The following is a 24,685-nucleotide window of genomic DNA, read 5'->3' as shown; positions in this document are numbered from 1 at the left end:
CTTTCGGAGGAAAGAGGAAGGATTACCAGGAGACGGGCAGGCTCTTCAGCCCGAACACGGAGCCCTTGAGGCTCAGCGGCACCTCGTCGAACGCGATGGCCAGCCGGAGGTCCGGGAACTCCCGGAGCAGGGCCGACAGGCCGACCCGCAGGGCGACGCGCGCCAGGTTCTGGCCCAGGCACTGGTGGACGCCGTAGCCGAAGGACATGTGACCCGAGGTGTCGCGGTCGATGTCCAGGTTCGCGGGGCACCCGAACTTGGCCGGGTCGCGGTTGGCCGCGGGCAGCGACACCGTGACGGTGTCGCCCTTCTTGACGGTCTCACCGTTCAGCTCGACGTCTTCCGTCGCGGTGCGGAAGATCTCGTACTGGTTGATGGTGATGTAGCGGAGGAGCTCCTCGACCGCGCCGTCGAGCTTGGTCGGGTCCGCGCGGAGCTCCGCCAGCTGGTCCTCGTGGTGGAGCAGGGCGAAGGCGCTGACGGCCAGCGCCGGCCCGGTGGTCCCGTAGCCCGCGAAGAGCAGCAGGGCGACCATGTTGCAGATCTCTTCGTCGGTCAACTGACCGTCGGAGACGAGGCGGCTGAGGATGTCGTCCTCGGGCTGCTGCCGCTTGCGCTCGATGAGCTCGAAGAAGTAGGTGAGCGCCTGCTCGTAGGCGGGGCCGACCTCCTCCATCTTCGACTCGGGGTCGTGCATGATCTTCGGCGCGTGCGCGAACCGGTCGCGCTCCTCGTAGGGCAGGCCGACCACCTCGCACACCACCCGCAGGGCCAGCGGTTCGGCGAAGTCCTCCACCAGGTCCGCGGTGCCGCCGTGCTCGCGCATGACCTTGATCTGCTCGTCGGCCATGACCTCGACCCGCGAGGTCATCTGGCTCGCGCGGCGGCCGGTGAACTCGCCCGTCAGCAGACGCCGGTAGCGGGTCTGGTTCGGCGGGTCCATGTAGATGAACATCCCCGGGATCTCCGGGGAGTTCGGCGTCAGCTCGCCCCAGTGGGTCGTCGGGAAGTGACAGGTTTCCATGTTGTGACTGAATCGCGGGTCGCTGAGGACCTTGCGCGCCAACTCGTGACTCGTGGTGAGCCAGCCGACGTGCTCGTCGGGGTACACCATTTTCGCGAGCGGGCGTTCTTCACGCAGCGAATCGAATATCGCAGGAGGATCGAACTGATGGGTTCGCGCCCAGTGGTCCTCGAAGGAAATTGCGTCGCTCATGGAATCCTTCTCACTCGAGATGATGTCGGTGGCCCCGTTTGACGGTGCCGGGCCTATTCGGCCAGCTTCTTGAGGGTCTCGTACGCGGTCGCGAGGGAGCTCTCGGCCAGCGGCCGGAGCTGCTCCATCTGCGGAACGTGCGCGGCCATCGTCAGCTCGGCGCTCACGAACGTGAGGTCGTCCCCGAGACCGACGGCCTCCAGCACCGCACGCAGGTAGGGCTCCTGGAAGTCGAAGTCCTCGCGGGGGGTGCCGGGCGCGTACGAGCCGCCGCGCGCCTGGATGACCACCACCGACTTGCCGCTGAGCGGGCTGGTCTTGCCGGGCATGGACATGTGGGCCGGGTGGACGATCCGGTCCAGCCACGCCTTGAACGTCGACGGGATCGAGAAGTTGTGCATCGGGACGCCGAGGACGACCGTCGACGCCCCGAGCAGCTCGTCGGTGATCGCCGCCGTGAGGTCGCGCTCCTGCTCGCTCTGGCCGTGGTCGCCGTCCGGGTAGACGAGGGACTGGTGCACGGGATGCGTGATGTGCGGAATCGGCTGGGCCACGACATCGCGGTACGTGTAGCCGCTGCCGGCGTGGCTGCTGCGCCACTCCTTCGCGAAGTAGGCCGACAGCTGGCGCGACACGGATTCAGTGCCGATGCTCGAGTCGATGTGCAGGAGGTGCGACATCCCGGAGTCCCCTTAACGATCGAAGAAAAAATGTAGGTCTACGCGTCCCGCGACATTCCATCGATGTACCGAATTCGTCGCGATGGGGCGGTCTTTGATCCTCTGGGGCCAGACTAGATCCGGCCAACTGTGCGGAACATCCCTCAGCCTGGTAGGGCCGGGACGGCAAGTCGGCGCACTTCGAGCACTGTTGTAGCGGACCTCAGGCATTCCCTGAGTGAATTCCGCCTGGAATTTCGAAAGCCGCCGCCGCTTGGGAAAGCGACGGCGGCTTCGGCCGGGGCCGGAGGGTCAGGAACCGGCCAGATCGACGGGCTGGCCCGTGTGCACCGACTCGTAGGCCGCCCCGATGATGCGCAGGGTGCGCAGCCCGGCCGCACCGTCCGGGCCGGCTGCCTGTCCCCGCCCGGCCGCGGCGGCGACGAACGCGCCGAGCATGACCGCGTCCAGGTCGGCCCCGCCGGCCTCCCACCGCTCACCGCCCGTGGCGGCGTCGAACCCGCCGAGCAGCCGCGGGCGTGCGTTGAACTCCACGCTCGCCTTCTCGCCGATGAAGGTCATGGCCGGTCCCCCGACGGGCGAGCCGGCCGAGGGGGCCGCCGTCAGGATCCGGCTGCAGTCGATGGACGCGACCGCCCCGCCCGCGTACCGCACGGAGACGAGCGCCGCGCTCTCGACGCCCGGCCGCCCGCCGAGGACGCTGTTCGCCTGCGCGTACACCTGCTGCGCCGGCTCCCCGCCGAGCACCGCGTCCACCAGGTCGAGCAGGACCGCGGCGTTGGCGCCCAGCGCCCCGCCGTCCTGCGCTCCCCCGGTCGCGGGGGTGTTGTACGACCCGTGCATGGTCGTCAGCGTGCCGAGGGCCTCACCGGCGGCAATGCCCTCGCGCACGGCGGTGAACGCCGGGCTGAAGCAGGCCGGCGAGGCCAGGGTCAGCCGCACGCCCGCGTCCTCACAGGCGCGCACCATGGCCCGGGCGTCCGCCTCCTCGGCTGCCATCGGCTGCTCGACCAGCACGTGCGCCCCGGCCCGGGCGGCCCGCTCGACCAGGTCGCGGCGGCGGTCGGCCTCGCTGGTGACCACCACGGCCTCGGGGCTCAGGGCGAACACCTCGTCCCAGCCCTCCGCGTACGGAGCGTCCAGCTCCGCGGCCACGGCCCGCCCGCGGGCGGGATCACCCGGCGCACCGTCGGGGTCCGCGATGATCAGCTCGACGCCGGGCATGCCGTGCAGCAGCCGGGCGTACGTCGCGGCCCGCTCATGGGCGAACGACAACACGGCGACCTTCATGCGGCGGCCCCCTTCACGGTCAGTTCCACGGCACGTCCGGTCCACGCGGACTCCGCCGCGGCTTGGGTGATGCGGATGGCGGCCAGTCCGTCCCGCGCCCCCAGGCGCGGCGCGGGCCCGCCCGTGAACCCCTGGGCGAACTCGCGGATCATGGAGACGAACGGCGTCTCCCCGAAGTGCGCGAGGTCCCCGGCCGAACCGCCGAACCCCTTGACCTCCTGGGGCCATTCGGAGTCGTAGAGCACCGTCCCGCCCGTGCCCGAGACATGGCAGGTGAGGCGGTAGGGCGGCACGGGCGTCGCCATCCAGCGGCTCACGACCTGGCTGATCGCGCCACTCGCGTGGGTGAGGACGGCGGTGCCGACCCCGACGGCTCCGGTCGGGGCCGGTGCGGCGATGTCACCCTGGTAGTAGGCGTGCACGCGCACGACGTCGCCGAACACCCACTGGGCGAGGTCGACGCCGTGCAGCATCTGGTCCGTCACGATGCCGCCCGACCGTGCGGACGCCTGCCCGCTCCACGGCCGCGGATGGTATCCGGCCACGGTGAAGCGGGCGACCGTGCCCGCGCCGACGCTGCCCGCCGCGACCAGCTCGCCGAGCCGGCCGTACGCGGGGGCGAACCGCACGTTGTGGGTGGGGTAGAGCGCCACACCGGCCTGCTCGGCCGCCGCGACGATCTCCTCGGCCTCGGCGGTGGTGCTCGCCAGCGGCTTCTCGCACACGACGCCCGCGCCCGCGGCGATGGCGGCCATGGCCATCGCGTGGTGGGTGCTCGTCGGGGTGCAGATGTCCACGACGTCCACGCCGTCCAGCGCTTCCTCCAGGGAACCGACGGCCTTGGCACCGAACTCGCGCGCGAGTTCCTCGGCCCGGCCGTCGGTGGAGTGGACCCGCACGGACGCGCCGATGGTGGTCCACGCGTCCAGATGGAACCGTGCGATCAGCCCCGCGCCCATCAATGCCACTTCGAGTCGCTTCACGGCATCCCCCGCCTTTCTTCCCGATCGTCTTGACAGGCGACCCGGCTACGGGAGCCCTCGGCCGGGCGCAGCCCCGGCATGACCGCCGACGCCCAGCACGTCTGAAGTCCGATCAGTCTCACCCGCACCACCCGGACGGGACCATCACCAGCGTGGGTAGTCTCAGCCTCCGCCTCTCTGCCGGGAGTTCACCCCGAACGCCCGGCACGCTGCCGGGCACGGCCCGCGGGTCCGCGACAGGAGTCCCGTGAGGCCCCGGAGGAAGCCTCGCCGTGAGGCCGGGAGCCAGCGGGCCCGCGGCCCGCCGACCGGGTGGCCGGGTGCGGGTGGCCGGGTGGCACGGGGCGCTTAGGATGCGCGGATGCAGCACTTCGCACCTCCGCGCATACCGGCGAACGATCTCCGGCCCGGCCGTCACTGGTATGCCGCAGCGGCCTCGATCGCCGTCGTACTGATCGCACTGGGTGCGGTCATCGGCGTGTACCGCTTCCACAAGGTGATCGACGCGGTGGACACCGGCCGTCACTTCGCCGACGGGGACACCGTCACCCTGCGGCTCGAGCCGGGGAGCGGGAGGGCGATCTGGATCAAGGACCAGGAGTTCGGCCCGACGGCCTCCCCGGAGTGCGCCGTCACCGGGCCGGGCGGCCCCCGTCTCACCGAGCCGGGCGTCGACGTGTTCCTCACCCGTGCCGAGACCTGGAATCCGATCTACGTCATCGACGTGCCGCGAGCAGGCGACTACGAGGTCACCTGCTCGTCCCAGGCACCCTCCACGTACGCCATCGGGGACTCCGGAGGCCTTTTCGCGCTCATGGGCTGGCTGGCGCTGGCCGTCGCCCTGCCCGTCCTCGGACTCGGCATCAGCGCTGCGATCGTCCTCGTCACCGCAGTCCGCCGCAGCCGCCACCGCAAGCGGCTGCTCGCCGAACTCCACGGCCCGGCCGCCGGTGAACCCAGCCCCGCCCTCCGAGGCAACTGACCCCCACCACGGGGGTCACGTCCTGCGGCTGCCGCGACCGCGCCTAGGGCCTGTGGTCAAACTCCCGTCTGGCCCGCGACGCCTGGCACGCGCTCTCGCCGCAGGGCCGCCCTCCGGGCGACGACGGGAGTTTGACGACAGGCCCTAGGAGTGGTTGACGGGAAGGACGTCCGGGGAGAGGGCGCCCGCGTGGGCGGAGGCCGAGGTCAGGCGCTTGCGGTGGTGGCGGCGGCACAGGACCTCGTAGCCGATCTCCTCCGCCGGGCGGTTCACGTCGCCGACGACGACCTGGGCGCCCTCGACGACCATCTCCCCGCCCACCGTACGGGCGTTGTGCGTGGCCCGCGCCCCGCACCAGCACAGCGCCTCCACCTGGAGCTGCTCCAGCCGGTCCGCCAGCTCGATCAGGCGCTGCGAGCCCGGGAACAGCTTCGTGCGGAAGTCCGTGGTGATGCCGAAGGCGAAGACGTCCATGTCCAGGTCGTCCACGATGCGCGCCAGCTGGTCGATCTGCTCCGGGGCCAGGAACTGCGCCTCGTCCACGATCACGTAGTCCGCCTTGCCGCCCTTCGAGAGCTGGGCCACCAGGTACGCGTAGAGGTCCATGCCCTCCGGAGCCTCGACCGCCTCCGTCACCAGCCCGAGCCGCGAGGACAGCTTGCCCTCGCCCGCCCGGTCGTCACGGGTGAAGATCACGCCCTGGAGCCCCCGCGCGTCACGGTTGTGGGCGATCTGGAGCGCCAGGGTGCTCTTTCCGCAGTCCATCGTTCCGGAGAAGAACACCAGCTCGGGCATGGGAAGTACGGGACCTTTCGGGTCGTGGGCTGCGGGGGGGGAGGGTTCGGGGAGGGGACGCGGCGGTCAGGTGCGGATCTCGAGCAGCGGGACGAGCTGCTCGGCCGCCGTCATGGAGCCGTGCATGCCGACGAGCGCGGACTCGTTGGGCTCGTTGCGGGAGGCGGTGATGGCGACATCGGCCTGAGCGGCGGCGACCACGTCGCCGATCCGGCCGAGCACGCGCTCGTCGCACTCCCCCGGTACCCCGAACCAGCCCAGCTCCAGGGCCTCTTCGCGGCTCGCGACCCAGAACCGGTCGCCGAGCACCTCTCGCCACACCGTCAGCACGTCGGCCTCGGCGCCCGGTACCGCGTACACGTGCCGGGCCCGGCCCTCGCCGCCGAGCAGGGCCACGCCCGCGCCCAGCTCCCAGTCCTCGTCGAAGTCGATCCGCGACTCCTCGTCGAAGGGGACGTCCACCATGCCGTGGTCGGCGGTCACGTACAGCGCGCTGCGCGGCGGGAGTTGCTCGGCGAGCCGCTGCACCAGCCGGTCCACGTACATCAGCTGGCCGCGCCAGGCGTCGGAGTTCACCCCGTGCCGGTGGCCGGCCCCGTCGAGTTCGCTGTAGTACGTGTACACGAGCGAGCGGTCACCGGCCGCGAGGCGGTCCGCGGCGAGGTCCATCCGCTCCTCGCCGGTCATCCGGCCAAGGAAGGTGCCGCCGCTCAGCGCGATCTTGGTGAGCGGGGTGGTCTGGAAGGCGGGCGAGGACACCTGCGCGGTGGCCACGCCGGCCGCGTCCGCCTGCTGGAAGACGGTCGGGTACGGCTGCCAGGCCTTCGGCTGGGTCCACGGCTGCCAGCGCAGCTGGTTCATCAGCTCGCCGGTGGCCGGGTTGCGCACCGCGTAGCCGGGCAGGCCGTGCCGGGCGGGCGGCAGGCCGGTTCCGACCGAGGCCAGCGAGGTCGCGGTGGTCGCGGGGAAGCCCGCGGTGACCGGGCGGCCGGTGCCGCCGCGCGAGCTGCCGAGCAGGGAGGTCAGGTACGGGGCCTCGTCCGGGTGGGCCTTGATCTGCTCCCAGCCCATGCCGTCGACCAGGAACACGCAGTTCCGGTCGGCCGGCGCGAGCTCCGCGATGGCCGCGGAGAAGCCGGGCACTCCCTGGCCGGCCACGAGGGTGGGCAGCAGGTCGGCGAGCGAGCCCGTGCCGTACTCGGGGACGGGCGCCGCCGCGAGGTCCAGCAGCTCCGGCTCGTCCTGCCAGTTCTGCGCCGCGGGGTACGTCATCAGCGGGCGGAGGGGGAGGACGTGGCCGCCGTGGCTGCCGTTGCCTCGGAGAGTGCCTGCGCGAAGACCAGGGTCTGGCGCACCGCCTCCGGGCCGTCGCCCGCCTCGCTGACGCGCAGGCTGAGGTCGTCGGCGGTGGAGTTGCCGGTGTAGCCGTGGTCGGAGTCGCAGTTCGGGTCGCCGCAAGCGGCCGGCTCCAGGTCGATCCGGGAGACCGCGCCCCAGCCGATGGTCAGGACGACCTCGCGGGGCAGGGTGCCGGGCGTGTAGGACTCCGGGTTGGCGACGACGCGGCTGAGCACCACGGAGGAGATGCTGGAGAGCTTGACCGACTCGGTGGAGGTGGTGGCGTACGGGGACGGGGACCCGGCGTCCGCGGCCTGCTCGTCGGTGTGGCTGACGATGAAGCGGTTGCCGGTCAGGACCAGCACGGTGACGTGGCGGCGGACCTCGTTGGAGTCGAAGGTCGTCTCCTGGTGGACCAGGTACGACGAGATCGGCTCGCCGCCCACCGCGGCCTCCACGGCCTCGGCCACGAGGGCCGGGTAGTAGCCGCTGCGCTCGATCGCCGTGCGCAGCCCCTGGGTCGTCGTACCGGATTTCGCCATGAGGTCCATCCTAAGGCCCGTACGGGGCATCCCGGCCGCGCGCGGACCCGCTCAGTAGCTGGGGAGGGTCCGCGGGCCGAGATCACCGCGGGCGGGCGGATGCGCCACGCGGACGGTGGCGCTGAGCACGGAGAGTCCCGCGGTGGCGACGACCACGGGCTCCAGGGAGACCCCGATCACCTCGGGGTGGTCGTCGACCAGCCGGGACAGCCGCAGGAGCAGCTCCTCCAGGGCGGGGGTGTCGACGGGGTCGCTGCCGCGCCAGCCGAACAGGAGGGGTGCGGCCCGGATCGACCGGATCAGTCCGGCCGCGTCCCGGTCGGTGGCCGGGACCAGGCGGTGCGCGGTGTCCCCGAGCAGCTCGGAGGCGACGCCGGCGAGCCCGAAGGAGAGGACGGCGCCGGCGGCCGGGTCGATGACGGAGCGGACGACCGTGTCGACCCCGCGGGGCACCATCGACTGGACCACCGGCTGGAGCTCCGCCGGCTTCCCGAGCAGCCCGGTGAGGTCCTCGTACGAGGAACGCAGCTCGGACTCGTTCCTGAGGTCGAGCCGTACGCCGCCCAGGTCCGCCCGGTGGCGCAGGTGGGGGGCGGTGGTCTTGAGGGCGACCGGGTAGCCGAGGATCCCGGCGGCGCGGACCGCCGCGTCGGGGCTGGGGGCGGGCAGGGCGGGCAGGACGCGGATCCCGTAGCGCCCGAGCAGCTCGCGGGCGTCCCATTCGGCGAGGGTGAGCACGGCTCCGCCGTCGACGTCGGCCAGCAGCCCGGCCAGCTGGGCGGCGGCCCCGGGCTCGTCGATGTCCTCGTACTCGGGCACGTGCCCGGCCTCGGCGTTGGCCCGCCGCCACTGCCCGTACCGGACGGCCTCGGCGAGCGCGTTGACGGCCCGCTCTGCGGCGGGATAGCTCGGGATCCTGCCGCCGGGCCCCGGCTCGGCCCGGCCGGCCGCCTCGGAAACCGGCGGCCCGGAGGCAGGCGGCCCGGAGGCAGGCGGTCCGGAAGCCGGCGGGGCGGAAGCCGGCGGGGCGGCAGCGGGCGGGGCGGGGTCGCCCTGCGCGGGCGTGGTCTGTGGAGCGGCCAGTGCCTCGGCCAGCTCGCCGAGTTCCACGTGGACGACCGCCACCGGCTTGCCGGGTCGGCCGGCCACCGCGGAGCGCAGCGCCTCGGCGAGGTCGTCCGCCGGGGTCTGCTCGTTCACCCACGGGATCGCGGTGATCACGACCGCGTCGTTCGCGTCGGAGGCCAGCGCCGCGGCCAGCGCCGTCCGGAAGTCCTCGGGCGAGGCCGCGGTGGTCAGGTCGAGCGGCGGCAGCGGCCGCAGCCCCTGGGTCAGGCAGGCGTCGTAGGTCAGGACCCCGAGGGACTCGGAGTTCCCGAGGATCGCGACGCGCGGTCCGGCGGGCAGCGGCTGCGAGGCCAGCAGCAGCCCGGCGTCCACCAGCTCCGTCACCGTGTCGACCCGGATCACGCCCGCCTGCCGGAGCAGGTCGGAGACGGTGGCCTCCGGCAGCCGGGTGCCCGGGACCACGTGTCCGGCGGGGGTGTGGCGGCCGCCCCTGGCGACGACCACCGGCTTGACGGCAGCCGTCCGGCGGGCGAGGCGGGTGAACTTGCGCGGGTTGCCGAGGGTTTCCAGGTAGAGCAGGGCGACATCGGTCGCCTCGTCGTCGTACCAGTACTGGAGGATGTCGTTGCCCGAGACGTCGGCCCGGTTCCCCGCGGAGACGAACGAGGACAGCCCCTCGCCCCGGCGCACCAGGGCGGAGAGCAGGGCGATGCCGATCGCCCCGGACTGCGTGAACAGGCCGGTCCGGCCGCGCATCGGCATCGGCGCGGGCGTCAGCGAGGCGTTGAGCTCCACCTCCGGCGCGGTGTTGATCACCCCGAAGGCGTTGGGCCCGATCAGGCGCATCCCGTACGAACGCACCTGCTTCACGAGTTCGCGCTGGCGGGCGAGGCCGGCCGGCCCGCTCTCCCCGTATCCGGCGGACAGCACGACGAGCCCCTGGACGCCGTGTTCGCCGCAGGCCGCGACGGCCTCGGGGACCCGGTCCGCCGGAACGGCGATCACCGCGAGGTCGACGGGGGCGCCGACGGCGTCGAGCGTGCGGTAGGCCCGTACGCCCTCGAGCAGGTCGAGGGCGACCGCCTCGTTGACCGCGTAGAGGTGGCCGTGGAAGCCGCTGTCGCGCAGGGTGCGCAGGGCCGCGGCCCCCACGCCCGCGCCGGAGCGGCTGACTCCGATCACCGCGACCGAGCCGGGGGCGAGCAGCCGCTGCACCGAGCGGGCCTCGGCGCGCTGTTCGCGGGCGCGCTGCACGGCGAGGGATTCGGCGGTGGGTTCGAGGTCGAGGGTGAGGTGGACCGAGCCGTCCTCGAAGCTGCGCTTCTGCTGGTAGCCGACGTCCGTGAACACCTTGATCATTTTGGTGTTGGCGGGCAGCACCTCGGCGGCGAACCGGCGGATGCCGCGCTCCCGGGCCACCGCGCCGATGTGTTCGAGGAGGGCGGAGGCCACCCCGCGGCCCTGGTGGGCGTCCTGGACGAGGAAGGCGACCTCGGCCTCGTCGGAGGGTCCGGACGCGGGCCGGCCGTCGGCTCCGATGCGGTCGTAGCGGACGGTGCCGATGAACTCCCCGCCGATGGTCGCCGCGAGGCCGACGCGGTCCACGTAGTCGTGGTGCGTGAAGCGGTGCACGTCGCGGTCGGAGAGCCGGGGGTAGGGGGCGAAGAAGCGGTAGTACTTCGACTCGTCGGAGACCTGCTCGTAGAAGCTGACCAGCCGGCCCGCGTCGTCCGGGGTGATCGGCCTGATCCGGGCGGTGCCGCCGTCGCGCAGGACGACGTCCGCCTCCCAGTGGGCCGGGTACGAAGGGTCCGACTCGGTGGTCATGGGCCTACCTTACGGCCGGAAACCGCCTGCCAGCGTGCGCGCGGCGCATCAGGCACACTGGGGCAAACCCGTGCAAGCTGGGGAAGGTCGAACGGCGGAGGATTCGGGCCGAAGGTCGGTCCGAGCATTCCGGACGTCGTGAGAGACTGGTCTAGACAACCGTAAGAACCTGAAGGGCATCACCATGGCAGAGCGCCGCGTCAACGTCGGCTGGGCCGAGGGCCTGCACGCTCGTCCCGCCTCGATCTTCGTCCGTGCGACGACCGCTTCCGGCGTCCCGGTGACCATCGCGAAGGCCGGCGGCGACCCCGTCAACGCCGCTTCCATGCTGGCGGTTCTGGGCCTCGGCGCCCAGGGCGGCGAGGAGATCGTCCTCGCGTCCGACGCCGAAGGCGCCGAGGCGGCGCTCGACCGCCTCGCGAAGCTGGTCGCCGAGGGTCTCGAGGAGCTCCCCGAGACCGTCTGACCCTTCGGGTTCGACACCTCCGTCGCCCCGCGACCACACGGGCCCACAGGCCCGCACGGTCCACGCGCGCAAGCCGCGGCCCCGCCATCCGGGGACCGCGGCTTTCGCGTTCACGCAGGGGAATCCGGCGCATCCGGAATTCGGCGCACCGGGCGGGGTTGATTTTCGGCACGCCGAATTGACGCCGACCGGAATTCCGGAAGCGGCGCACGAATACCCCACCTTTGTATACGGCTCCTGTTAATGACGGCCGCTCGACATGTTTACGGCAGGTTGCGAAGTGCTCACGGCCGCCCGCGGCCGCGGCCGGTGCGCGCCCGCCGCCCGGTCGGCGTGGATGGCCGTCAGCGTCCGCGCCCGCTCCGCGTCCCCCCGCGCCACCGCGTCCACGATCGCCCCGTGCTCGGCCCAGGAGTCCACCGGCCGGGCCGGCGCCTCCACCACGTACATCCACGCCAGCTTGTGCCGCATCTGCGTCAGCAGCGCGATCAGGCCCGGGCTCCCGGAGGCCTGCGCGAGGGTCTCGTGGAACCAGCCGCCCAGCGACCGCAGGTCCTCGCCCTGGCCCCGCCTGGCCCGCTCCTGGCCCAGCCTGACCAGCCCGCGCAGCACCTTGAGGTGCCCCTCGGTGCGCCGCCGGGCCGCCCTGGCCGCCGCCAGGGGCTCCAGCAGCATCCGCAGCTCGAGGAGGTCGGCGGCCTCCTGCTCGGTCGGCTCGGCCACACAGGCGCCCGCGTGCCGCCGCGTGGTCACGAACCCCTCGGACTCCAGGGTCCGCAGCGCCTCGCGGACCGGGACCCGCGAGACCCCGTACCGCCGGGCCAGCACTTCCTCGGTCAGCCTGCCGCCCGGCCCGAAGACCCCGGAGACGATGTCGTCGCGGATCGCAGTGCATACCGCGTGCGCGGGAATACGCAAGACCGGACCTCCGCCATCTCCGATTTTCGACTGCCACGCCAAAGACCGCGCATATCCATGACGCGCCTGCGCGTGCTGCGACTCTATTGCAACACACGATAATTTCAGAGAGCCGCCGGAAATGACGAACATGTATCCGGCGGGCAGCACGAAGGCCCCGGCTCGGGGAGCCGGGGCCTTCGGTGAGCGGTGGGGTGCGGGTCAGAGGCTGACGCCGTGCGAGCGCAGGTACGCGATCGGGTCGATGTCCGAGCCGTAGTCGGCACCGGTGCGGGCCTCGAAGTGCAGGTGCGGGCCGCTGGAGTTGCCCGTGGAGCCCGAGAGGCCGATCTGCTGGCCGGGGGTGACCTGCTGGCCGACGGAGACGCTCAGCGAGGACATGTGCCCGTACTGGGTGTACGTACCGTCGTTGTGCTTGATCACGACGTTGTTGCCGTACGCGCCGCCCCAGCCGGCCTCGACCACGACGCCGACGCCCACCGAGTGGACGGAGGTGCCGGAGGGCGCCTGGAAGTCGATGCCCGTGTGGCTGCCGGAGGACCACATGCCGCCGCCCGCCTTGTACTGCGTGCTGACGTACGAGCTGTCGAGCGGGGAGACGAAGGTGTTGAGGCGCTTGCGCTCCTCCTCGCGGGCCGCGCGCTCGGCGGCCTCGCGCTCGGCCTTCGCCTTGGCCTCGGCGAGGCGCTTGGCCTCGGCGGCCCGCTGCTTCGCGTCGGCCTCGGCCTGCGCCTTGGCGGCGGCGTGCTCGGCGGCACGCTGCTGGGACGCGGCCTGGTCCTGGATGTCACCCGCGAGGTCCTCGGCGACGACGACCGCGCCGAGCGCGTTGTCCGAGGCGGAGTGGTTGTCACTGCTGTCCGCGGCGAAGGCCGGAGCGGCGAGGGAGCCGACGACACCAGTGGTGGCGAGGGCGGCTATGCCGGCGTAGCCGGCGGTCTTGCGGCTCAAACGGCTGGAACCACGGTGCTTACCGGCGGCACGACTGCCAAACGCCATGAAGGGGCTGATCCTTTCCTTCCCTCTCGCCTACCGGGTTAGCTGACGGGTTCGGAGCAGGAAGGTCTCCTACGGGCCTCCTCTTGCGAGGCGGTCCGATTCACCCCAGGGACTGATGTGGGTCCCCGGCTCCCCAGGCTCGCGCCTGACGGGGACTCGGCGATCGCTGTCCGGTGCCGCGGATGCGGCGGGTACAACTGACGGACAGCACAGGTGACGCTAGGCGGATCATCAGTCAATCGGCAAACAGACACGCCCTTTTGTTGCGTACGCCACACCACATAAAAGCAACCTCTCCGCTAAACGGACAAAAGGGGCTCCGGCGGATATGTCCGCCAGAGCCCCTTGTCGTGCCGTCGGCCGGGGTCAGTTGGTGACGACGCTCACGGCGCCGATCCCCAAGGCCCGCACCGACTCCTCGATCTGCGTCGCGTCACCCACCAGCACCGTGACCAGACGGTCGGCCGGGAAGGCCTTCACGACCGCCGAAGTCGCCTCCACCGTGCCCGTTTCGGCCAGCTGCGCATACAACTGCGCCTGGTAGTCGTCCGGCAGCTCCTGCTCGACCTGATCGGCCAGGGTGCCCGCGACCGAGGCCGCCGTCTCGAACTTGAGCGGGGCCACGCCCACCAAGTTCTGCACCGCCACGTCCCGTTCGGTGTCGGTCAGACCGCCCTCCGCGAGGGTGCGCAGCACCTTCCAGAGGTCCTCCAGCGCCGGGGCGGTGTTCGGGGTGTCCACCGAGCCGCTGATGGCGAGCATCGAAGCGCCCCGGCCGTCGGCGGTGGAGCGCAGCACCTGGCCGAAGGCGCGCACGCCGTACGTGTACCCCTTCTCCTCGCGCAGCACCTTGTCCAGGCGCGACGTCAGGGTGCCGCCCAGGCAGTACGTGCCGAGCACCTGGGCCGCCCACACGCGGTCGTGCCGGTCCGGCCCGATCCGGCCGATCAGCAGCTGCGTCTGGACCGCTCCGGGCCGGTCCACGATGACCACGCGGCCCGTGTCGTCGGCGGTCACCGGCGGCACCGGCAGGGGCTCGGCGGTGTTGCCCGTCCAGGCGCCCAGGGTGTCGGCGAGGACCGCGTCCAGGTCGATGCCGGTCAGATCGCCGACCACGACCGCGGTGGCCGTGGCGGGGCGTACGTGGGCCTCGAAGAAGGACCGTACGGCCGAGGAGTCGATCCGGGCGACCGTCTCCTCGGTGCCCTGGCGCGGGCGCGACATGCGCAGGCCGGCCGGGAAGAGCTCCTTGGAGAGCTGCTTGGCGGCGCGCCGCTGCGGGTTGGCCAGCTCGTGCGGGATCTCGTCGAGCCGGTTGCGCACCAGCCGGTCGACCTCGGAGTCGGCGAAGGCCGGCGCGCGCAGGGCCTCGGCGAGCAGGCCGAGCGCCTTGGGCAGCCGGGAGGCCGGGACCTCCAGGGAGACCCGCAGACCCGGGTGGTCGGCGTGCGCGTCGAGGGTGGCGCCGCAGCGCTCCAGCTCGGCCGCGAACTCCTCGGCCGAATGCTTGTCGGTGCCCTCGGACAGGGCGCGGGCCATGATGGTCGCCACCCCGTCCAGGCCCTCGGGCTCCGCGTCCAGCGGGGCGGCGAGGTTGACCTCGACCGCGATCACCTGCTGACCCGGCCGGTGGCAGCGCAGCAGGGTCAGGCCGTTGGACAGCACCGAGCGGTCCGGGGCCGGGAAGGCCCACGGCTGCGGCTCCCCGGCCTGCGGGCGCGGGTGGAAGGTCATCGTGACGGCTGCGGTGTCGCTCACTGCTCCGCCCCCTCGTTCTCGTCGTCGTTCCCGGCGGACTCGTCGGAGCCGGCCAGCGGCTCGTAGACCAGCACCGCGCGGTTGTCCGGGCGCAGCCGGGCCGCGGCCACCGCCTGTACTTCCTCGGCGGTCACGTCCAGGACCCGCTGGACCGCGGACAGCGCCAGCTGCGGGTCGCCGAAGAGCACCGCGAACCGGCACAGTTCGTCGGCGCGGCCCGCGACCGTGCTCAGCCGGTCCAGCCACTCCCGCTCGAGCTGCGCCTGCGCGCGCTCCATCTCCTCGGCCGTCGGGCCCTCGGCGGCGAACCGCGCGAGCTCCTCGTCCACGGCCGCCTCGATGTCCGGGACCTCGACGCCGCCGGAGGTCTTGACGTCCAGCCAGCCCAGCGAGGGCGCTCCGGCCAGGCGCAGCATGCCGAACCCGGCCGCGACGGCCGTCTGGTCGCGGCGTACCAGGCGGTTGTGGAGCCGGGAGGACTCGCCGCCGCCCAGGACGGTCAGCGCCACGTCGGCGGCGTCGCACTCGCGGGTGCCGTCGTGCGGGAGCCGGTAGGCGGCCATCAGCGCACGCGCCGGGACCTCCTCGACGATCTCCTCGCGCAGCTCGCTGCCGATGACCTCGGGCAGCGAACCGTCCCGGGGCGGCTGCTTGCCGTCGTGCGAGGGGATGGTGCCGAAGTACTTCTCGACCCACGCGAGCGTGCGCTGAGGGTCAATGTCGCCCACGATCGACAGGACCGCGTTGTTGGGCGCGTAGTACGTGCGGAAGAAGGCGCGCGCGTCCTCGAGGGAGGCGGCGTCCAGATCGGCCATGGAGCCGATCGGCGTGTGGTGGTACGGGTGGCCCTCGGGGTAGGCGAGGGCGGTCAGCCGCTCGAAGGCGGTGCCGTACGGGACGTTGTCGTACCGCTGGCGGCGCTCGTTCTTGACGACGTCGCGCTGGTTCTCCATGGACTCGTCGTCCAGCGCGGCCAGCAGCGAACCCATCCGGTCCGCCTCCAGCCACAGCGCGAGCTCCAGCTGGTGGGTCGGCATGGTCTCGAAGTAGTTGGTGCGCTCGAAACTGGTGGTGCCGTTGAGCGAGCCGCCGGCCCCCTGGACCAGCTCGAAGTGCCCGTTGCCCGGCACGTTCGCCGAGCCCTGGAACATCAGGTGCTCGAAGAGGTGAGCCAGGCCGGTACGCCCCTTGACTTCATGGCGCGAGCCGACGTCGTACCAGAGGCAGACCGCGGCGACCGGGGTCAGGTGGTCCTCGGACAGCACCACGCGCAGGCCGTTGGCCAGCCGGTGCTCGGTCGCTGTCAGGCCGCCGGAGCCGGCCTGGGCTGTGGCCGTGTGACCCATGGGCATGTGGTCCCTTCGATACGCGATGCAGAGATTTCCGTCAGACCTGCCACTGTATGCAAGCGCGTCGACGACCGGATAAGTTCCCGGGTCACCCCCTGGGGTCGGAGTCCGGGTTGTCGGTGCCTCGGGCCACAATGGTCCGCGTCAGACCCCCGCACACCCATTCTTGGTTAAGGAGCCGCGCAGCGATGGCCCGCCGCAGCACGAAGACCCCGCCGCCGGAGGATTTCGAGGAGAAGATCCTCGACATCGACGTCGTCGACGAAATGCAGGGCTCCTTCCTCGAGTACGCGTACTCGGTGATCTACTCCCGTGCCCTGCCCGACGCCCGTGACGGCATGAAGCCGGTGCACCGCCGCATCGTCTACCAGATGAACGAGATGGGTCTGCGCCCCGACCGCGGCTACGTCAAGTGCGCCCGTGTCGTCGGCGAGGTCATGGGCAAGCTCCACCCGCACGGTGACGCGTCGATCTACGACGCCCTCGTGCGCATGGCCCAGCCCTTCTCCATGCGGCTGCCGCTGGTCGACGGCCACGGCAACTTCGGTTCGCTCGGCAACGACGACCCGCCGGCCGCCATGCGTTACACCGAGTGCAAGATGGCCGACGCCACGTCACTGATGACGGAGTCGATCGACGAGGACACCGTCGACTTCACCGCCAACTACGACGGCCAGGAGCGGGAACCGGTGGCACTGCCCGCCGCCTACCCGAACCTGCTGGTCAACGGCGCGTCCGGGATCGCGGTCGGCATGGCCACCAACATGCCCCCGCACAACCTCGGCGAGGTCATCGCGGCCGCCCGCCACCTGATCCGCTACCCGCAGGCGGACCTGGAGGCGCTGATGCGCTTCGTCCCGGGTCCGGACCTGCCCACGGGCGGCCGGATCGTGGGGCTCTCGGGCATCAAGGACGCCTACGAGAACGGCCGCGGCACGTTCAAGATCCGCGCGACGGTCGCGGTGGAGAACGTGACGGCCCGCCGCAAGGGCCTGGTCGTCACGGAGCTGCCGTTCACGGTCGGCCCCGAGAAGGTCATCGCGAAGATCAAGGACCTGGTCGGCTCGAAGAAGCTCCAGGGCATCGCGGACGTCAAGGACCTCACCGACCGCTCGCACGGCCTGCGCCTGGTCATCGAGATCAAGAACGGTTTCCATCCTGAAGCCGTGCTCGAGCAGCTCTACAAGCTGACGCCGATGGAGGAGTCCTTCGGCATCAACAACGTGGCGCTGGTGGACGGGCAGCCGCTCACCCTCGGCCTCAAGGAGCTGCTGGAGGTCTACCTCGACCACCGCTTCGAGGTCGTCCGGCGGCGCAGCGAGTTCCGCCGCGGCAAGCGGCGCGACCGGCTGCACCTGGTCGAGGGCCTGCTGGTGGCCCTGCTCGACATCGACGAGGTCATCCGCCTCATCCGGGACAGCGACAACTCCGCGCAGGCGAAGGAGCGCCTCATCGAGCGCTTCTCGCTGAGCGAGATCCAGACCCAGTACATCCTGGACACCCCGCTGCGCCGGCTCACCCGCTTCGACCGGATCGAGCTGGAGTCCGAGCGCGACCGGCTGACGGGCGAGATCGACGAGCTGACCGGGATCCTGGAGTCCGACACCGAGCTGCGCAAGCTGGTCTCCACGGAACTGGCCGCGGTCGCCAAGAAGTTCGGCACCGAGCGGCGTACGGTCCTGCTGGAGTCCGCGGGCACCGCGGTGGCAGCCGTTCCGCTGGAGGTCGCGGACGACCCCTGCCGCGTACTGCTGTCCTCGACCGGCCTGCTGGCGCGGACCGCGAACGGCGATCCGCTGCCCGCGGAGGAGGGCGGCGCCCGCGCCAGGCACGACCTGATCGTCTCGCAGGTCGCGGCGACCGCCCGCGCCGACGTGGGCGCCGTCACCTCGTACGGGCGGCTGCTGCGGCTGTCGGTGATCGACCTGCCGCAGCTGCCGGACACGCACGCCGCGCCGAACCTGGCGGGCGGCGCACCGGTGTCGGAGTTCCTCTCCGGGCTGGAGGCGGACGAGAAGCTGGTCTGCCTGACCTCGCTGGACGAGTCCTCGCAGGGCCTGGCGCTGGGCACCGAACAGGGCGTGGTCAAGCGCGTCGTGCCGGACTACCCGGCCAACAAGGACGAGCTGGAGGTCATCACCCTCAAGGACGGCGACCGGATCGTCGGCGCGGTCGAACTGCGCACGGGTGAGGAGGACCTGGTCTTCCTCACCGACGACGCCCAGCTGCTGCGCTACCCGGCCTCCCAGGTGCGCCCGCAGGGCCGCCCGGCGGGCGGCATGGCCGGCATCAAGCTCGCCGACAACGCGAAGGTGATCCACTTCTCGGCCGTGGACCCGGCCCGGGACGCGATGGTGTTCACCGTCGCCGGCTCGCACGGGACGCTGGACGACTCGGTGCTGTCCGGGAAGCTGACCCCGTTCGACCAGTACCCGCGCAAGGGCCGGGCCACCGGCGGCGTGCGCTGCCAGCGGTTCCTGAAGGGCGAGGACGTGCTGGTCCTGGCCTGGGCGGGCAACGCGCCGGTCCGGGCGGCCGCCGCGAACGGAACCCCGGCCGGACTGCCGCCCGTGGACCCGCGCCGCGACGGATCGGGGGCCGCGCTGCCCGCCACCGTGGCCGCGCTGGCCGGGGGCGTGCTGTAGGACGGAAGTCGCCATTCAGGTGGTACGCCCTAGGGGGGACGTACCACCCGAATGGCGACTAGTGTTTTCCCCCTTGGCACTGGCTGGTGGGGCGGGGAGAACAGAGCTGATGAGTCGTCGTGCGGGCGGAGTGATCGGAGACTGGGCAGAGGCCCAGCGCCGGATGCAGCAGACGCAGCAGATACAGCAGCGCGAGGCGGAACGCCGACAACGGGCGTACGAACGCGAGGCGGCCCGTAGCCACCGGCAGCACCGGGAGTCCGAGGCCCGGCGGCGCACCGCCGAGATCGACGCCGAGGTGGCTGCCCTGCAAGGCCTGCTGGTCACGGGGTGCAGGGCACCGGCCTTCCGGATGGCCGCCCTGGTGCGATCCGAACAGCTGGAGCCGTTCAGCCCCGGCACCCTGGCGCAACAGGTGCCGATGCCCCGCATCGAGCAGTTCCAGCACCAGAGCAGCGGCTGGACCCTCGGCTCGGCCAACCGGGCCCAGGCCGAGCGGGAGTCACACGCCCGGTACACCGAGGCCTGGCAGGCGGCGAATGCCGCCGAGGCACAGCGGCAGCAGCAACTGGCTTCGTACCGGCAGCAGTACGACCAGTGGGCGGCGCAGCAGCTCGCCGGGATCCGGACGCACAACGACGGGCTCACCGAGCTGGCCGGGGCCCTGCGCGCGGGCGATTCGGAAGCGGTGGTCGAATACTTCTCGGCCGCCCTGTACACCTCCACGGCCTGGCCCGAGGCGTTGCCGCGCCAGGTGGCGGCGGCGTACGGCCCGGGGGAGCGCGAGCTCGTCCTGGACTGGGAGCTGCCCGGGTACGCGGTGGTACCGGAGGCCCGCTCGGTCCAGTATCTGCCGAGTACCGACCAGGACAAGGTGAAGCCCCGCTCGGTCACGGAACGACGCGCCCTGTACCGGGACCTGCTGGCGCAATCCATGCTGCTCGTCATACGTGAGCTGTACGCGGCGGACGAGTTCGGCGTGCTGGACTCGGTCGTGGTGAACGGCTTCGTCGACTGCCCCGATCCGGCGACGGGCCGGGAGGCACAGTTCGTGCTCGCTTCGGTGTCGGCGCCCCGCTCCGCCTTCGCGGGGCTTCGGCTGGAGCAGGTCAGCGCGGTGGACTGCCTGGTGGAGGGCTTGCGCGGGCAGCTGTCGGCGCGGCCCGACCAGCTGACGGCCGTACGCGCGGGACGCCGGCCCGACGAGCTCGGCGTCGGGGTCGTCAGCCACGGCGGGCACGCGGACGGCGGCCAGGACGAGCCCGACCTGTTCGAGATGGACCCGATCGCCTTCGAGAACCTGGTGGCGGAGCTCTTCCGGGCGATGGGCATGGAGGCGCTGACCACCCAGCGCTCGGGCGACGGCGGGGTGGACATCGAGGCGAACGACCCGTCCCCCATCACGGGCGGGCGGATCGTGGTGCAGGTCAAGCGCTACCGGAACACGGTCTCGCCCACGGCGGTGCGGGATCTGTACGGCACGGTCCAGGACAAGGGGGCGAACAAGGGGGTGCTGGTCACCACCGCGTCCTTCGGGCCGGGGTCGTACACCTTTGCCAACGGCAAGCCGCTGGAGTTGGTTCCCGGCGACAGGCTCGTGGAACTGCTGCACCAGTACGGGCTGCGCGGCCGCCTCGGCGGCGGCCCCGCGGGCGTCCCGGCGCAGCGGGCATCCGAACCCGCGCCTTCCCCTTCCCCGGACCACAACGTGCTCGGCATGTACTGGTCGGGTGCGGTCGCGCTCGACGTGTGCGCGCTGGTCTGCACGGGCAACCGGGTGCTGAGCGAGGACCACTTCGTCTTCTTCAACAACCCGGGGACTCCTGACGGTTCGGTGCGCGCCCGCGCGCACACGGCGCCCGACAAGGCGGCACTCGAGGTCACCTTCGACGCCCTGCCCCGCGAGGCCGACCGGCTGGTCCTGGTGGCCGCGATCGACCCGGAAGCCGACCCGCACGCCGACCTGGCCGGTTTCACGGACGCCCGGATCCGGCTCCTCGACGCCTCGGGCGCGGAGGCCGGGGAGCTGGAGGTGTCCGACGGCCGGGCCGGCGAGACGGCGCTCGTCCTCGGCTCCTTCCGGCGCCGGGCGAACGGCGACTGGGACTTCGTGATCGGCGGCAAGGGCTACCGGGGCGGCCTGGAGGACCTGCTGCGCGAGTACGGGGTCGAGGTCGCCTGAGCCCGGGCCGGTCCCCGGCTAGGCCCCGGCCGTAGGCTCTTCCTGGGCTTCGGCCTGGCCTTCGGCCGTTTCGCCCTCCGACCCCTCCGGCCCCTCCGGCCGGGCCACGTACCGCAGCACCCCCCACATGCTCTCGGGGCCGAGCTCGTGCGGCGCCTCCTCACGGCAGGCGTCGAGCTCGCGCAGCAGGCCCGCGCCGTCCGTGCCGGAGCCGATCAGCACCAGCTGCGACAGCCGGGGCTCGCCGCGCCCCCAGGGCTGCGGGGCGAAGCGGAGGAACCGGCCCACCGCGTGGACCTCGTACTTCTCCCCGTGCCCGGGCACGCCGAAGTGGACGAAGCCCTTGATCCGGTAGAGCCCGGCGGGGCGGCGGTCGAGGAAGTCGATGAACCGGCGGGGCGAGAGGGCCTGCTCGGAGACGAACTCGACGCTCTCGTACGCCGCATGGGCGTGGGCACCGTGGTCGTGGTCCTGGTCGTGGTCCTCGGCCTCCGCGAGCAGGTCCTCGAAGGAGAGCTGTCCGCGGGTCTCGGTCCACGGCCGCCGGTCGAAGAGCAGCTCGGGGTCGATCCGCCCGTGGTCGGCTCCGACCACCGGGATGCCGGGGGCGCACAGGGTGGTCAGCAGGCCCTCGATCCGGGCCCGCTCCGCGGCGTCGACCCGGTCGGTCTTGTTGAGCACGACCAGGTCCGCGACGGCGAGGTGCCGGTCGGTCTCGGGGTGCCGGGCCCGGGTCGCGTCGAACTCCGCCGCGTCCACGACCTCCACCATCCCGCCGTAGCGGATGCCGGGATTCTCGCTGGCCACGAGCATCCGGACCATCTCCTGGGGCTCGGCCAGCCCGCTCGCCTCGATGACGATGACGTCGATCCGGTGGGCGGGAGCGGCGAGCTTCTCCAGGTACGCGTCGAGCTCGCTGCCGTCGACGGCGCAGCACAGGCAGCCCCCGCCGAGGGAGACCATCGAGTCGCCGACCTGGCCGGCCACCGACATGGCGTCGATCTCGATCGACCCGAAGTCGTTGACGACGACCCCGATCCGGGTTCCGGCGCGGTGGGCCAGGAGGTGGTTGAGCACGGTGGTCTTGCCGGATCCGAGGAATCCGGCGAGGACGACGACGGGGATGGGCTGCCTGCTGTTCACCCGGTCGATCGTAGTCAGCCCAGGGCGGGCACCGGCTGCGGAGGGGTGGGCCCGGTGTACCGGGCGGCCGGTCGGATGATCTTCGAATCGGCCGCCTGTTCCAGGATGTTCGCGCTCCAGCCCACCACGCGGGCCGCGCAGAAGGTCGGGGTGAACATCTCGCGCGGGAGCCCGCACAGTTCCATGACCACACCCGCGTAGAACTCCACGTTGGTGTGCAGTTCGCGGCCCGGCTTGAGCTCGGCGAGGATCTCCTCGACCTGGCGCTCGACCTCGACGGCGAAGTCCACCAGCGGCCCGCCGAACCCGCGGGCGATGTCGCGCAGCATGCGTGAGCGGGGGTCCTCGGTGCGGTAGACGGGGTGGCCGAAGCCCATGATCCGCTCCCCCGCCAGGACCCGCTCGCGGATCCACGGACCGATCCGGTCCGCGGTGCCGATGGCGTCCAGCGTGTCCAGGGCCCGGCTCGGGGCGCCGCCGTGCAGCGGGCCGGAGAGCGCCCCGATCGCACCGGTGAGGCAGGCGGCGACATCGGCGCCGGTGGAGGCGATGACCCGGGCGGTGAAGGTGGAGGCGTTGAATCCGTGGTCGACGGTGGAGATCAGGTACCGCTCTATCGCGCGGGCCGGGGCGGGACGGGGCTCCTGCCCGGTCAGCATGTACAGGTAGTTGGCGGCGTACGGGAGGTCTTCGCGCGGCTCCACCGGCTCCAGCCCCTGTCCCAGCCGGTGCAGGGCGGTGAGGAGGGTCGGTACGGCGGCGCATGCGGCCAGTGCGTCGGCGGCCCGGCGCTCCGGGTCGAGGTCGTAGACCGGGCGGAATCCGGCGGACGCGCCGAGCAGCGAGAGCGCCGTGCGCAGTCCGGCGAGCGGCCCGGAGAGCGCGGAGGCCCGGGCGAGGGCGGGGAGGGCGTCCCGTACCGCGGCGGGCAGGCGGCGCAGCGGGGCGGTCTCCGCGGCGAACGCGGCGCGCCCGGCGGCGTCCGCGGGCAGGGCGCCGCGGAACATCAGGTGCCACACGTCCTCGAAGCTGCGGCTCTCGGCGAGCTCGACGGCCGAGTACTGGCGGTAGTGGTAGAAGCCTTCACGGCCTCGGACGTCACCGAGCTCGGTGTCGGTGACCACGACTCCCGCGAGACCGCGGGGCACTGCGACGGTGGTGTTCATGCATCGACCATCGAGGATTGACGGAATCCTTGTCAATATTGATTGAATCAATCTATGTAGGCTTGCGTGCATGGATGAAGAGCGACGGCTCACCACCCGGCAGGCCGCCGAACTGCTCGGGGTGAAGCCCGCGACGGTGTACGCCTATGTGAGCCGGGGCCAGCTGACCAGCCGGCGCGACCAGGTCGGCCGCGGCAGCACCTTCGACGCGGCCGAGGTGGCGGAGCTCGCCCGGCGCAGCCGCCGCGAGGCGGCGGCCCCGCCCGCCGGGGAACTGTCCGTCCGCACCTCCCTCACGCTCATCGAGGCCGACCGCTACTACTTCCGGGGCGTCGACGCCGTGGCCCTGGCCTCGCGGTACCGCTACGAGGAGGTCGCCGAGTGGCTGTGGACGGGGAGCCTCGTCCACGGGGCGCGGTTCACCGCTCCTCCGGAGCCGCTCGCCGCGGCCCGCAAGGCGGTCGCCGCCCTGCCCGGGCACAGCGGGCCGGTGGACCGGCTGCGGGTGGCCGTCGCCGCCGCCGCGGTCGCGGACCCGCTGCGCTTCGACCTGTCCGAGGAGTCCGTACTGGGCTCCGCACGCTGCCTGATCCCCACCCTGGTCGGCGCCCTGCCCGTACGGGGGCCGGCCCGGTGGGCCGGCGACGCCCGCATCGCCCGGCAGCTGTGGTCGCGGCTCACCGGGCAGGAGCCCGACCCGGACGCCCTGGCCGCCCTCGACCTGGCGCTGGCACTGCTCGTCGACCACGATCTGGCCGCGTCCACGCTGGCCGTACGGGTGGCCGCGTCGGCGCGGGCCCATCCGTACGCGGCGGTGTCGGCCGGGCTCGGAGCACTGGAGGGGCCGCTGCACGGCGCGGCCGGACGGCTGGCGCACCGGATGCTGGTGGAGGTCCTGGAGCGCGGCGGGGCCGCGCCGGTGGTCGCGGAGTACCTGCGGGCGGGACGCCGCGTGCCCGGGCTCGGCCACCGGCTGTACCAGGGGGAGGACCCGCGGGCGCGGGCCCTGTTCGACCGGCTGGAGGGCCTGCCCCAGGCCGCGCCCGCGCTGGGCGCGGCCCGCGAGGTGGCCGCGGTGACGGGCCGGCAGGGCGGGCTGCACGCGAACGTGGACCTGGCCCTGGCCGTGCTGACGGTGTCGTGCGGGATGGCTGCGGAGGCCGGGGAGACGGTCTTCGCGGTGGCGCGCACGGCGGGCTGGATCGCGCACGCGCTGGAGGAGTACCAGGAGCGGCCGCTGCGGATGCGGCCGAGCGGGCAGTACCAGGGGCCCCGCCCGCCACAGCCGATGCCGATGCCGTGACGCACGCCGGACACCGGAGCTGGGCCGGCGTCAGC

General features: G+C 72.4%; 19 protein-coding genes and 1 riboswitch. Of the genes, 5 read left to right on the top strand and 14 right to left on the bottom strand.

Going from position 1 to position 24,685, the window contains the following annotated elements; genetic code table 11:
* Nucleotides 1-22: 22 nt before the first annotated feature.
* The 4 genes from ACTVZO_RS30210 to ACTVZO_RS30195 all read right to left on the bottom strand — a co-directional run bounded on the left by ACTVZO_RS30210 (nt 23) and on the right by ACTVZO_RS30195 (nt 4,169).
* Nucleotides 23-1,216: a cytochrome P450 gene (locus tag ACTVZO_RS30210; RefSeq protein WP_443301324.1), complete on the bottom strand. Its 1,194-nt coding sequence runs from the start codon at nt 1,214-1,216 to the stop codon at nt 23-25.
* Nucleotides 1,217-1,269: 53 nt separating this feature from the next.
* Nucleotides 1,270-1,896 (bottom strand): FMN-dependent NADH-azoreductase, encoded by a 627-nt coding sequence (locus tag ACTVZO_RS30205; RefSeq protein ID WP_443301323.1) that lies wholly within the window; start codon nt 1,894-1,896, stop codon nt 1,270-1,272.
* Nucleotides 1,897-2,187: 291 nt separating this feature from the next.
* On the bottom strand, nt 2,188-3,186 hold the full coding sequence (locus tag ACTVZO_RS30200) for a Gfo/Idh/MocA family protein (protein WP_443301322.1): 999 nt from the start codon (nt 3,184-3,186) through the stop codon (nt 2,188-2,190).
* A complete protein-coding gene (locus ACTVZO_RS30195) occupies nt 3,183-4,169 on the bottom strand; it encodes a Gfo/Idh/MocA family protein (protein WP_443301321.1) in 987 nt (328 codons plus the stop codon). Before ACTVZO_RS30195 ends, ACTVZO_RS30200 begins: the two co-directional genes overlap by 4 nt.
* A gap of 361 nt (nt 4,170-4,530) precedes the next feature.
* Between ACTVZO_RS30195 and ACTVZO_RS30190 the strand changes: the two genes are divergently transcribed.
* Nucleotides 4,531-5,151, top strand: coding sequence for a hypothetical protein (locus tag ACTVZO_RS30190; RefSeq protein ID WP_443301320.1), 621 nt, complete (start codon nt 4,531-4,533; stop codon nt 5,149-5,151).
* 144 nt (nt 5,152-5,295) lie between these two features.
* Here the strand turns inward: ACTVZO_RS30190 and ACTVZO_RS30185 are convergent, their stop codons facing one another.
* From ACTVZO_RS30185 to ACTVZO_RS30170, 4 genes are all read right to left on the bottom strand, one after another.
* Nucleotides 5,296-5,946, bottom strand: coding sequence for a thymidine kinase (locus ACTVZO_RS30185; RefSeq protein WP_443301319.1), 651 nt, complete (start codon nt 5,944-5,946; stop codon nt 5,296-5,298).
* Between the two features lie 66 nt (nt 5,947-6,012).
* Nucleotides 6,013-7,218, bottom strand: coding sequence for an alkaline phosphatase family protein (locus ACTVZO_RS30180; protein WP_443301318.1), 1,206 nt, complete (start codon nt 7,216-7,218; stop codon nt 6,013-6,015).
* A complete protein-coding gene (locus ACTVZO_RS30175) occupies nt 7,218-7,826 on the bottom strand; it encodes a DUF5998 family protein (RefSeq protein ID WP_384216124.1) in 609 nt (202 codons plus the stop codon). The genes ACTVZO_RS30180 and ACTVZO_RS30175 overlap by 1 nt, the downstream gene beginning before the upstream one ends.
* Nucleotides 7,827-7,877: 51 nt before the next feature.
* On the bottom strand, nt 7,878-10,721 hold the full coding sequence (locus ACTVZO_RS30170; protein ID WP_443301317.1) for a bifunctional acetate--CoA ligase family protein/GNAT family N-acetyltransferase: 2,844 nt from the start codon (nt 10,719-10,721) through the stop codon (nt 7,878-7,880).
* A gap of 184 nt (nt 10,722-10,905) precedes the next feature.
* On the opposite strand from ACTVZO_RS30170, the gene ACTVZO_RS30165 reads away from it, so the two are divergent.
* The gene (locus ACTVZO_RS30165) at nt 10,906-11,187 is read left to right on the top strand and encodes an HPr family phosphocarrier protein (RefSeq protein ID WP_266783732.1); all 282 of its coding nucleotides are present in this window, start codon (nt 10,906-10,908) and stop codon (nt 11,185-11,187) included.
* A 240-nt stretch (nt 11,188-11,427) separates the two neighbouring features.
* On the opposite strand, the gene ACTVZO_RS30160 is transcribed toward ACTVZO_RS30165, so the two are convergent.
* From ACTVZO_RS30160 to ACTVZO_RS30145, 4 genes are all read right to left on the bottom strand, one after another.
* Nucleotides 11,428-12,105: a GntR family transcriptional regulator gene (locus ACTVZO_RS30160; protein ID WP_443301316.1), complete on the bottom strand. Its 678-nt coding sequence runs from the start codon at nt 12,103-12,105 to the stop codon at nt 11,428-11,430.
* Nucleotides 12,106-12,306: 201 nt separating this feature from the next.
* Entirely contained in the window at nt 12,307-13,104 is a 798-nt protein-coding gene (locus ACTVZO_RS30155) for a M23 family metallopeptidase (protein WP_443301315.1), read from the bottom strand.
* A gap of 12 nt (nt 13,105-13,116) precedes the next feature.
* Nucleotides 13,117-13,276: riboswitch (cyclic di-AMP (ydaO/yuaA leader) on the bottom strand.
* Nucleotides 13,277-13,470: 194 nt separating this feature from the next.
* Complete coding sequence (locus tag ACTVZO_RS30150; RefSeq protein WP_443303310.1) at nt 13,471-14,838, bottom strand: M16 family metallopeptidase; 1,368 nt, start codon at nt 14,836-14,838, stop codon at nt 13,471-13,473.
* A gap of 20 nt (nt 14,839-14,858) precedes the next feature.
* A complete protein-coding gene (locus ACTVZO_RS30145; protein WP_443301314.1) occupies nt 14,859-16,208 on the bottom strand; it encodes a M16 family metallopeptidase in 1,350 nt (449 codons plus the stop codon).
* A 191-nt stretch (nt 16,209-16,399) separates the two neighbouring features.
* Here ACTVZO_RS30145 and ACTVZO_RS30140 point away from each other — a divergent pair, with 191 nt between their 5' ends.
* Entirely contained in the window at nt 16,400-18,856 is a 2,457-nt protein-coding gene (locus ACTVZO_RS30140; RefSeq protein ID WP_443301313.1) for a DNA gyrase/topoisomerase IV subunit A, read from the top strand.
* Nucleotides 18,857-18,965: 109 nt separating this feature from the next.
* Nucleotides 18,966-21,038: a restriction endonuclease gene (locus ACTVZO_RS30135; protein WP_443301312.1), complete on the top strand. Its 2,073-nt coding sequence runs from the start codon at nt 18,966-18,968 to the stop codon at nt 21,036-21,038.
* Between the two features lie 18 nt (nt 21,039-21,056).
* Here the strand turns inward: ACTVZO_RS30135 and ACTVZO_RS30130 are convergent, their stop codons facing one another.
* Both ACTVZO_RS30130 and ACTVZO_RS30125 read right to left on the bottom strand, forming a co-directional pair.
* Complete coding sequence (locus tag ACTVZO_RS30130; protein ID WP_443301311.1) at nt 21,057-22,181, bottom strand: CobW family GTP-binding protein; 1,125 nt, start codon at nt 22,179-22,181, stop codon at nt 21,057-21,059.
* 14 nt (nt 22,182-22,195) lie between these two features.
* A complete protein-coding gene (locus tag ACTVZO_RS30125) occupies nt 22,196-23,347 on the bottom strand; it encodes a citrate synthase/methylcitrate synthase (RefSeq protein ID WP_443301310.1) in 1,152 nt (383 codons plus the stop codon).
* Nucleotides 23,348-23,417: 70 nt separating this feature from the next.
* Here ACTVZO_RS30125 and ACTVZO_RS30120 point away from each other — a divergent pair, with 70 nt between their 5' ends.
* Nucleotides 23,418-24,650: a citrate synthase gene (locus tag ACTVZO_RS30120; RefSeq protein WP_443301309.1), complete on the top strand. Its 1,233-nt coding sequence runs from the start codon at nt 23,418-23,420 to the stop codon at nt 24,648-24,650.
* Nucleotides 24,651-24,685: the final 35 nt, after the last annotated feature.

The organism is Streptomyces sp. IBSNAI002, assembly GCF_052244475.1.
Taxonomy (GTDB): Bacteria; Actinomycetota; Actinomycetes; order Streptomycetales; family Streptomycetaceae; genus Streptomyces.
This window is presented reverse-complemented; position numbering and strand designations above follow the sequence as displayed.

Bases quoted from the DNA above. Each gene is read 5' to 3' on its own strand.
- ACTVZO_RS30210 (WP_443301324.1), bottom strand. From the start codon at position 1,216: ATGAGCGACGCAATTTCCTTCGAGGACCACTGGGCGCGAACCCATCAG.
- ACTVZO_RS30205 (WP_443301323.1), bottom strand. From the start codon at position 1,896: ATGTCGCACCTCCTGCACATCGACTCGAGCATCGGCACTGAATCCGTG.
- ACTVZO_RS30200 (WP_443301322.1), bottom strand. From the start codon at position 3,186: ATGAAGGTCGCCGTGTTGTCGTTCGCCCATGAGCGGGCCGCGACGTAC.
- ACTVZO_RS30190 (WP_443301320.1), top strand. From the start codon at position 4,531: ATGCAGCACTTCGCACCTCCGCGCATACCGGCGAACGATCTCCGGCCC.
- ACTVZO_RS30185 (WP_443301319.1), bottom strand. From the start codon at position 5,946: ATGCCCGAGCTGGTGTTCTTCTCCGGAACGATGGACTGCGGAAAGAGC.
- ACTVZO_RS30180 (WP_443301318.1), bottom strand. From the start codon at position 7,218: ATGACGTACCCCGCGGCGCAGAACTGGCAGGACGAGCCGGAGCTGCTG.
- ACTVZO_RS30175 (WP_384216124.1), bottom strand. From the start codon at position 7,826: ATGGCGAAATCCGGTACGACGACCCAGGGGCTGCGCACGGCGATCGAG.
- ACTVZO_RS30170 (WP_443301317.1), bottom strand. From the start codon at position 10,721: ATGACCACCGAGTCGGACCCTTCGTACCCGGCCCACTGGGAGGCGGAC.
- ACTVZO_RS30165 (WP_266783732.1), top strand. From the start codon at position 10,906: ATGGCAGAGCGCCGCGTCAACGTCGGCTGGGCCGAGGGCCTGCACGCT.
- ACTVZO_RS30155 (WP_443301315.1), bottom strand. From the start codon at position 13,104: ATGGCGTTTGGCAGTCGTGCCGCCGGTAAGCACCGTGGTTCCAGCCGT.
- ACTVZO_RS30150 (WP_443303310.1), bottom strand. From the start codon at position 14,838: ATGACCTTCCACCCGCGCCCGCAGGCCGGGGAGCCGCAGCCGTGGGCC.
- ACTVZO_RS30145 (WP_443301314.1), bottom strand. From the start codon at position 16,208: ATGGGTCACACGGCCACAGCCCAGGCCGGCTCCGGCGGCCTGACAGCG.
- ACTVZO_RS30140 (WP_443301313.1), top strand. From the start codon at position 16,400: ATGGCCCGCCGCAGCACGAAGACCCCGCCGCCGGAGGATTTCGAGGAG.
- ACTVZO_RS30135 (WP_443301312.1), top strand. From the start codon at position 18,966: ATGAGTCGTCGTGCGGGCGGAGTGATCGGAGACTGGGCAGAGGCCCAG.
- ACTVZO_RS30125 (WP_443301310.1), bottom strand. From the start codon at position 23,347: ATGAACACCACCGTCGCAGTGCCCCGCGGTCTCGCGGGAGTCGTGGTC.
- ACTVZO_RS30120 (WP_443301309.1), top strand. From the start codon at position 23,418: ATGGATGAAGAGCGACGGCTCACCACCCGGCAGGCCGCCGAACTGCTC.